Source organism: Cupriavidus basilensis, assembly GCF_029335485.1.
Lineage (GTDB): Bacteria > Pseudomonadota > Gammaproteobacteria > Burkholderiales > Burkholderiaceae > Cupriavidus > Cupriavidus basilensis_E.
In genome coordinates this window covers 1-6,924 of the sequence record NZ_JARJLM010000629.1, presented here as the reverse complement: position 1 = coordinate 6,924, position 6,924 = coordinate 1, and the positions used below count along the sequence as shown (strand labels likewise).

Sequence of the window (6,924 nt, the reverse complement as noted above, 5' to 3'; positions counted from 1 at the left end):
CGCCCTCCGTGGGCAGCGGCCTCTCGCGATGTTGGACGAGGTGCTGAGGGTTGTCGTCCTGGGACGGCGAGTGCGATGCGATGTTGCATCGCAAGCACCTCGCGCCTTCGGTGACGATTCAGCAACCCACCCAGTCAAAGATGGGCAGGCCGTCGATCAGTTCGGCTTCCGAGTCGAACTTCAACCACGCCACGCCGGCAAGCTCTGCGATCTCGAAGATCGACGCCAGATCTGGTTCGTCGGGGATGCGATAGCATGGCGTGCCCACATAGACAAAGCCGCCGAATTCGGTGGGGTAGGCATTGACCGATAGGTCGTCGTTCGCCAGTTTCAAGCGGGTGCCCAGTGTCAGATGACGGGTGGACAGAGCGGACAGGGATTCGGCCTGCTCACGCAGGCGGCTCGCGGTGCTTGCTTCCATGAGTAGTGCCTCCTTTTAAGGGCAATAGTGACTCATGCACGCGGCGTTCTGCACCCGGTGTGCTGGGAGTGGCGCCGCAAGATCTGCAGCGCAACCAGTGCAGCGATCCCCTCGTTCCCAACGACACTCCGGCGCCTCGGCAAATTGGACAGTCGGTCTTGACATTGTGCGACACAATGTAACCGCCTCCTTGTACAGTAAACCACATTCGGCGAACGAGACCACCTTGTTGGTATTGATAGAAAGTTACATATAAGACTCTTTTGGATGGTTGCCAATGCGCTGCACGAGGTTTGCGTGAGGAGTTCGTCCGCCCGGCTCGGTTCAGCGTGCTTTGAGGGGTGTTGTGCCACGGCTAGCGCCACGGCGTTGCGGGCCGGTGCGCTTTGACCACTTCGCGCGGGTAGGCGCAGGTTTGCGTCAGCGTGCCGCGGAAGAGTTCTTTCGTATCGATGACATGATGATCGCAATCGAGGTAGATCGGCAGGAACACCTCGTGTCGAGGCCGGCGCAATGCAGGCGCAGACAGGCCAGCAAGGCCTGCGGTGAAGACATAATCGGACTGCCGCGGATATCCTTGCGCAGGCCGCGCAACATCAGTTCCTTGGCAACGCCGAGGCGGTGGGCAATGCAATGATGTGCCCAAGCGCAGCCCCATCCGGCTGGAAGGCATGCAGTTCGCCGACATACCAAGTGCCTACATCGAACGCACTGCGCCTTGGCGAGCGCTGCCTGGTTATTGTGTCGGCTTGCGTCATACGATCGGACACGGCAAGCGCGGGCGAGCGGGAGCTCGACAGGCACGCGCCAGTCCGCTCTCGGCATGAACACCGCAAAGCGAGACCTGCGTCAGTCCACAAGTCCAATTCCAGTCGCCCGCGACGCATGATGGTCGATGTGAGTCGTGCAAAAAGTGGCCGGCGCGTGCTTGTGACGACAGAAGGGCTGTCCTTGCTGCATACATGTGTCGTCGATCAATACATACAGTCAGCCAAACAGCCATTCCGGCATTGTTCAGCCAGAACTAATCCTGGCTCGGATTTGATGTGGCCTTTGCGGTGACAACAACGGCACTCTCTATGCAACTAAATCCATTCGTTCACATGATTCGCGACGTTGAGCTAGCGGGCGTGCCTGCTCTTGCCGGACACAGCCGTGCATGCGGCGTGTTCGCTGCGAGATACGCGCGATGGCCGTCACAAACACAACGGATTGCCGGTGAGACATCAGGAGGCGCAAGAAGCCGGGATCGGAGATGGTATGCGACTTGCTTTTACGAAGTGGGCTTCGACTGGGACCACAATTGGCAGGTCTCGGGTTGATCGCCGCAGCCTGAATCGGCAACTGCCCCCCTTCCTCGTCTTAGCGGTAGCGGGGCATGGGGCTAAGGTTCTGCCGGTGTGTTGCTGCGGATATCACTTGTTAGGCGGGGTTTCCACGTCGAAAGAGGTATCCGGAGCCACTCGTTCATGATCGTGCGGACTGTCGTGGGCGACCGGCGTGCCGTGCCTTCGTGATGATTCAGGCAATATGTATAACGATCCAGGAGACATTCATGTATTGCGCCTTGCACCAGCCAGGCATGCCACCGCGCGCCATCGCGCCGCCGTGGGGACCTCCCTTGCAGAGCATCATCTTTCGTCCGGTCGGTTTTATGCAGGGGCCAGGCAAATGAACAGCAATGTTAGCCTGATCAGCGAAGCGACTGCTGTCGCGGACTCTGACAACCGTCTGTTCCGTAAGCTTACGGTTCGCATCATACCCATTCTGTGGTTGGTGTATTTCTTCAACTATCTGGACCGTACGAACGTCGCTTACGCGCACTTGCGCATGAAGGACGATCTCGGGTTCAGCGATGCCGTTTTCGGTCTTGGCGCCAGTCTTATTTTCTTCGGACTAATCGCCTTCGAGATCCCCAGCAACATTATTCTCGCGCGCATAGGCCTTCGCAAGACGCTAATCCGCATCATGATTCTATGGGGTCTTTGCAGCGCGGCGATGAGCCTCGTTTCGACTCCCATGGAGTTCTACATTTTGCGCTTCCTGATCGGCACGTTTGAGGCCGGACTGGTGCCGGGCGTACTGTATTACCTCACGCTCTGGTATCCCAGTCAGCGACGCGGTCAACCATCCGCGATGTTCTACACGGCGCCGAGCTGCGCGGGGATCGTATCGGGTCCGATAGCCGGCTTATTCATGACTTATCTGAACGGTGTCGGCAATTTTCAGGGCTGGCAATGGCTGTTCATCGCAGAAGGGCTGCCGTGCTTGGTCCTTGCGTTTGTTGCGTACAAGATTCTCTCGGACAGCCCGGATAAGGCGAAATGGCTGACTAGCGAAGAATGCCAACGCGTACAGCAGCTCATTCGGGACGACAACGCGGCACATCAAACGCTTGGCCGGCAGGAACTGCTCAGCGTGTTGCGTGACCCCCGTCTCTGGGTATTGGGCGCCGTCGGATTCCTGATGCTTATCTCGCTGTTTGGACTGACGTTCTGGCAGCCCAGCCTGCTGAAAGGGATGGGGCTTCCCGTCTTGCAAATCGGCATCTACTCAGCTTTTCCCTCGATTTGCGGTGTCGTGGCCTCGGTGATCGTGGCGCGACACTCGGACGCCACGGATGAACGATGCTGGCATTACATCATATGCGCACTCGTGGCTGCCACTGGGCTCTTGCTTACGACGCTTTTCCCTACTAACACGCTATTGACCTTGCTCAGCCTGTGCGTCACCTGGACTGGCCTGACTAGCGCGTACGCAATGCTGTGGACACTTCCCGGACGTGTTTTCAGTGGGAGGGTAGCGGCGACGGGCCTCGCCATCATCACGGTCATTCATGGTAGTGCTGGGATCGTGGGTCCCTATGGCCTAGCACTTCTCAAGACCGCCACCGGCGGTTTCACCATAAGCCTGTATACGGGGAGTGCTCTTTTGATCGCGTCCGTATTGCTTTTCTATCCATTCTTCTCGCACAGATCTGCGCATCAACTGAAACAAGCCCGATGATCGTAGCGTTGGGCGCTGGAAGCCGCCTTGTCATGATGCGCCACGGTATATCTGGCTTTCGGATGAGGCGTTCCATTCAGTTTTTCCTCGTCGTTCGAAGTGTGGGCTTTGACCGAAAGGCTAACTCAAGTGCCCCGCTAAACTTGAGACATACAAAGCGGCAGTCCGGGAGGAGATGACCGACGCCATAAGGGAGGAACCTGGGGTGCGAGCGATCTATTCTGTCGCAGAGCAGGAGCCCGCATGGGCTCCGCTTCTTCGAGATATACGCGAGTGAGGACGCTTACCGGCGCCATTCGGAGTCGCCACATCTTCGGAATTTTGTAGCTGTCACAGAGACATTGATCCGTTCGAAGAAGGAGATCGAAACACCGCCGGTTCAGCTTAGCCTGAAGCCCTGAGGATTTCATGAAACTCAGTAGTTTTCCATCGGGCGCGCCCGACCCCGAAGGATGAAACGGTGGGGGCCAAGGTGCACTTCGGGACAGCGTTTCTTAGTAGGTCACTGTTGTTTTCACCTTGTAGTGCTGTCGTCGGTGCGCTCGGTGCAGGGCGATTCAAGCCCAAGTGGTATCCGGCCGCGAGATTCCAGCCTTCTGTATCTCCGAGTCAATTGACGGATCCAGAGGGCACCAAGCCTTGCGGTGCTCGCGTCGCGTCGACATTCGAGCTCTTCGGATTCTGGAAGTCGCTCCGCCGGAAGACCGCCTGGCCGCCATCGCTTTCGACAGCATGGAACGGACCGCGGCTTGGTATGAATCTCGGGCGTACAAGGGAAGCATGCCCATTCGTCATAGAGCCGCGATGTTGCGCGTCTTCATTGTTCGAGCGGGCATATCAAGTACTATGCGCCTCGGGCTCCGCTGTGTCGGGAGGTGTTCCGGTCTCGGGCTGGAAAAGCTGCGGCCAAAAGCGCTGGACGACTGCACGGTGGCGTCCGTAGGCGTAGCAACTGTCGAGCTTGACTGGTACTTTGCTGGTATCGACGGAGGTCTGTCCCTCGCGTCGAGCGCCTATGATGCCCTGTAGTGCGGTCGTCGCCAGCGGAATCAGCAGTTCCATCAAATGGGTACAGCTCGCCGCGCCGCGCAGCCGCTCCTTGACGCGCGCCGACCATCCAGACGCGATGCGTTCCCCGACCAGCACCGACAACGTCACTTCCGCCTCCTTGCACAGAGGGTAGGGCGTGACATCCGACGAGGCTTCGATGGCACGGACCACGTAGTTATCGTCGACCGTCAGACGGACCCACAGATCGTGCAGCGGCGCGCCTGCGGGCAGTGGAACGGGCGACACGATGCGGGCGAACGCGAAGGGCTTGGTGTCGACCAAGTGGGCCTCGACATCGAAGAGTCCGTCTTCACGAACATAAGCCTTCATGTCGATGCTGCGATGATGTATTTCCCGGCGTGGGGAATAGGCGGATAGGGGCATGGCGAGAACCTCGGGCTTTGCCTTTGTGGTGCCAGTGATGCTGGCAGGAGTGCGGAGTCATCCATCACACAGGCAAGAAACGAGCCTATGCCCCTTCGGCCGCTACCGGGCTCCCCATACCCGGTAAACTGGCCAGGAGTGCAGCTAGTGTCACCGGTGTGTTCGTGCCGAGGACACTCGGGTGTCGATTGTGTGGACACTGCGCGTCGCCGCCCGCTTGGCGGCCCGGTGCTCCGGCGGATGGCGATGCCGCCAAGAGGCTCGAGGAAATGCCCGTCACCCCTTCCCTGGCGCGCTCGAGGACTCTCTCTGATGCCTTTTGGCTCGGGCACCCACCCCAGCCTCCACGTAGGTTTCCGATCTGGCACTCCAATTGCTTAGATAAGCGCGTAACGACGCGAGAAGCTGTCACGGCAGACTCGCGATGCTCGCCTCATCTTTCCTTCAAGACCCGGAGAAACTCATGCCGTCTGCTGTGCCGAATTCAACCCCCACCCCGGCGACTAATGCCGGGCTCCAACGCGCGCTGGCATGGATACAGGCCGGTCCCAAGCGGCTTCTGATCGGCGGCGAATGGGTCGAGGCGAAATCCGGAAAGACATTCGAAACGATCAACCCGGCCACCGAACAACTTCTGACCTCGGTGGCCGAGGCGGACAGCGCGGATATCGACGCGGCGGTCAGGGCCGCGCGCCGCGCCTTCGAGGCGCCATCGTGGGCCGGCGTTTCGCCGCAGGCTCGGTCCCGCCTGCTGTTCAAGATCGCGGATCTGGTCGACCAGCATGCCGAGGAGCTTGCGGCGCTGGAGTCGCTCGACAATGGCTCGCCGCTGTCGTCCAGCACCGCGCGCGTCGGGCAGGCTGCGGATATCTTCCGCTACTACGGCGGCTGGCCGTCGAAGGTCCATGGCACCACTAATCCCACAGACGCCTCGACCTTTCTGTACATGGTGCGCGAGCCGATGGGCGTTTGCGCGCTGATCAATGCCTGGAACGTGCCGCTGGTCATGGCCGTAATGAAGATCGCCCCCGCGTTGGCCTGCGGGAACACCATGCTGATGAAGCCCGCCGAGCAGACGCCACTGACCACTCTGCGCTTGGGCGAACTGATCCAGGACGCGGGCGTTCCTCCAGGTGTTGTCAACATCGTGCCCGGCTTTGGCCCAACTGCGGGCGCGGCGATGGCCGCGCATCCCGATATCGACAAGATCGCCTTCACCGGCTCGACCGGTGTGGGCAAGTACATCCTGCAGGCGTCGACCGGTAACCTGAAGAAGGTCACCCTCGAACTGGGCGGCAAGTCGCCGAACATCATCTTTCCCGACGCAGATATCGACAAGGCGGTCGAGGCCGCGGTCAATGCGTTCTGCCGCAATTCCGGTCAAATCTGTTCGGCTGGCACGCGGCTGTTCGTCCAAGAAAGCCTCTATGACGAGATCACTGAGCGCGTGGTGCGGATCGCTTCGGGCTACAAGGTCGGCTCACCGTTTGATCCGGATACGAAGCTCGGACCGCTGATCTCCGACAAGCAGATGGACCGGGTACTGTCTTACGTGGACACCGGCGCGGCTGATGGCGCCACGCTGCGCTGCGGCGGCGGGCGCGTCGGCGACGTCGGCTACTTCGTGCAGCCGACGGTGTTCAGCGGGGTGTCCAACGGCATGCGGATTGCACAAGAGGAGATCTTCGGTCCCGTGCTATCGGTGCTGCCGTTCAAGGATGAGGAGGACGCAATCTTCCAGGGCAACGATACGCAGTACGGGCTGGCCGCGGCGGTATGGACCCGCGACGTCAGCCGTGCCCACAAGGTCGCGCGAGCGCTGAAGACCGGACGGGTGTGGATCAACACCTATGCCGAGGTCGATCCATCGATGTCGATGGGGGGCTACAAGCAGTCCGGAATTGGACGGGAGATGGGCGCCGAATCTATCGAGGCTTATACACAGACCAAATCGATTCTGATGCGGCTGTAAAGTACATGGACGACCCCGGGGGGGCGACTTTGGCCCTCCATCGGAAGGGGTTGATAGCAAAGTAGAATGGAGACATGCCGCAGAGGGAATA

The 6,924-nt window shown here is 59.8% G+C and carries 6 protein-coding genes and 1 pseudogene; 4 read left to right on the top strand and 3 right to left on the bottom strand.

Annotated features, from left to right (window positions below):
• Positions 1–118 precede the first annotated feature (118 nt).
• Both P3W85_RS38735 and P3W85_RS45730 read right to left on the bottom strand, forming a co-directional pair.
• Entirely contained in the window at positions 119–421 is a 303-nt protein-coding gene (locus tag P3W85_RS38735; RefSeq protein WP_276268693.1) for a hypothetical protein, read from the bottom strand.
• Between the two features lie 355 nt (positions 422–776).
• Positions 777–1,079 carry a JAB domain-containing protein gene (locus P3W85_RS45730; RefSeq protein WP_430869703.1) on the bottom strand — a complete coding sequence of 101 codons (303 nt, stop codon included), beginning with the start codon at positions 1,077–1,079 and terminating at the stop codon, positions 777–779.
• A gap of 872 nt (positions 1,080–1,951) precedes the next feature.
• Here P3W85_RS45730 and P3W85_RS38725 point away from each other — a divergent pair.
• The 3 genes and pseudogenes from P3W85_RS38725 to P3W85_RS38720 all read left to right on the top strand — a co-directional run.
• The gene (locus P3W85_RS38725) at positions 1,952–3,427 is read left to right on the top strand and encodes an MFS transporter (protein ID WP_276268691.1); all 1,476 of its coding nucleotides are present in this window, start codon (positions 1,952–1,954) and stop codon (positions 3,425–3,427) included.
• Positions 3,428–3,627: 200 nt separating this feature from the next.
• Positions 3,628–3,828 carry a putative quinol monooxygenase gene (locus P3W85_RS45725; protein ID WP_430869702.1) on the top strand — a complete coding sequence of 67 codons (201 nt, stop codon included), beginning with the start codon at positions 3,628–3,630 and terminating at the stop codon, positions 3,826–3,828.
• Positions 3,829–3,994: 166 nt separating this feature from the next.
• A pseudogene (locus tag P3W85_RS38720) lies at positions 3,995–4,243 on the top strand (DUF1330 domain-containing protein); the annotation flags it as partial.
• 21 nt (positions 4,244–4,264) lie between these two features.
• Here P3W85_RS38720 and P3W85_RS38715 read toward each other — a convergent pair.
• Entirely contained in the window at positions 4,265–4,861 is a 597-nt protein-coding gene (locus P3W85_RS38715; RefSeq protein WP_276268690.1) for a DUF2889 domain-containing protein, read from the bottom strand.
• A gap of 463 nt (positions 4,862–5,324) precedes the next feature.
• On the opposite strand from P3W85_RS38715, the gene P3W85_RS38710 reads away from it, so the two are divergent.
• On the top strand, positions 5,325–6,833 hold the full coding sequence (locus tag P3W85_RS38710) for an aldehyde dehydrogenase family protein (protein ID WP_276268689.1): 1,509 nt from the start codon (positions 5,325–5,327) through the stop codon (positions 6,831–6,833).
• The last annotated feature ends 91 nt before the right edge of the window (positions 6,834–6,924 follow it).

Excerpts from the sequence above, each read along its gene's own strand:
- P3W85_RS38735 (WP_276268693.1), bottom strand. The coding sequence starts at position 421 with ATGGAAGCAAGCACCGCGAGCCGCCTGCGTGAGCAGGCCGAATCCCTG.
- P3W85_RS45730 (WP_430869703.1), bottom strand. The coding sequence starts at position 1,079 with ATGGGGCTGCGCTTGGGCACATCATTGCATTGCCCACCGCCTCGGCGT.
- P3W85_RS38710 (WP_276268689.1), top strand. The coding sequence starts at position 5,325 with ATGCCGTCTGCTGTGCCGAATTCAACCCCCACCCCGGCGACTAATGCC.
- P3W85_RS38715 (WP_276268690.1), bottom strand. The coding sequence starts at position 4,861 with ATGCCCCTATCCGCCTATTCCCCACGCCGGGAAATACATCATCGCAGC.
- P3W85_RS38725 (WP_276268691.1), top strand. The coding sequence starts at position 1,952 with ATGTATAACGATCCAGGAGACATTCATGTATTGCGCCTTGCACCAGCC.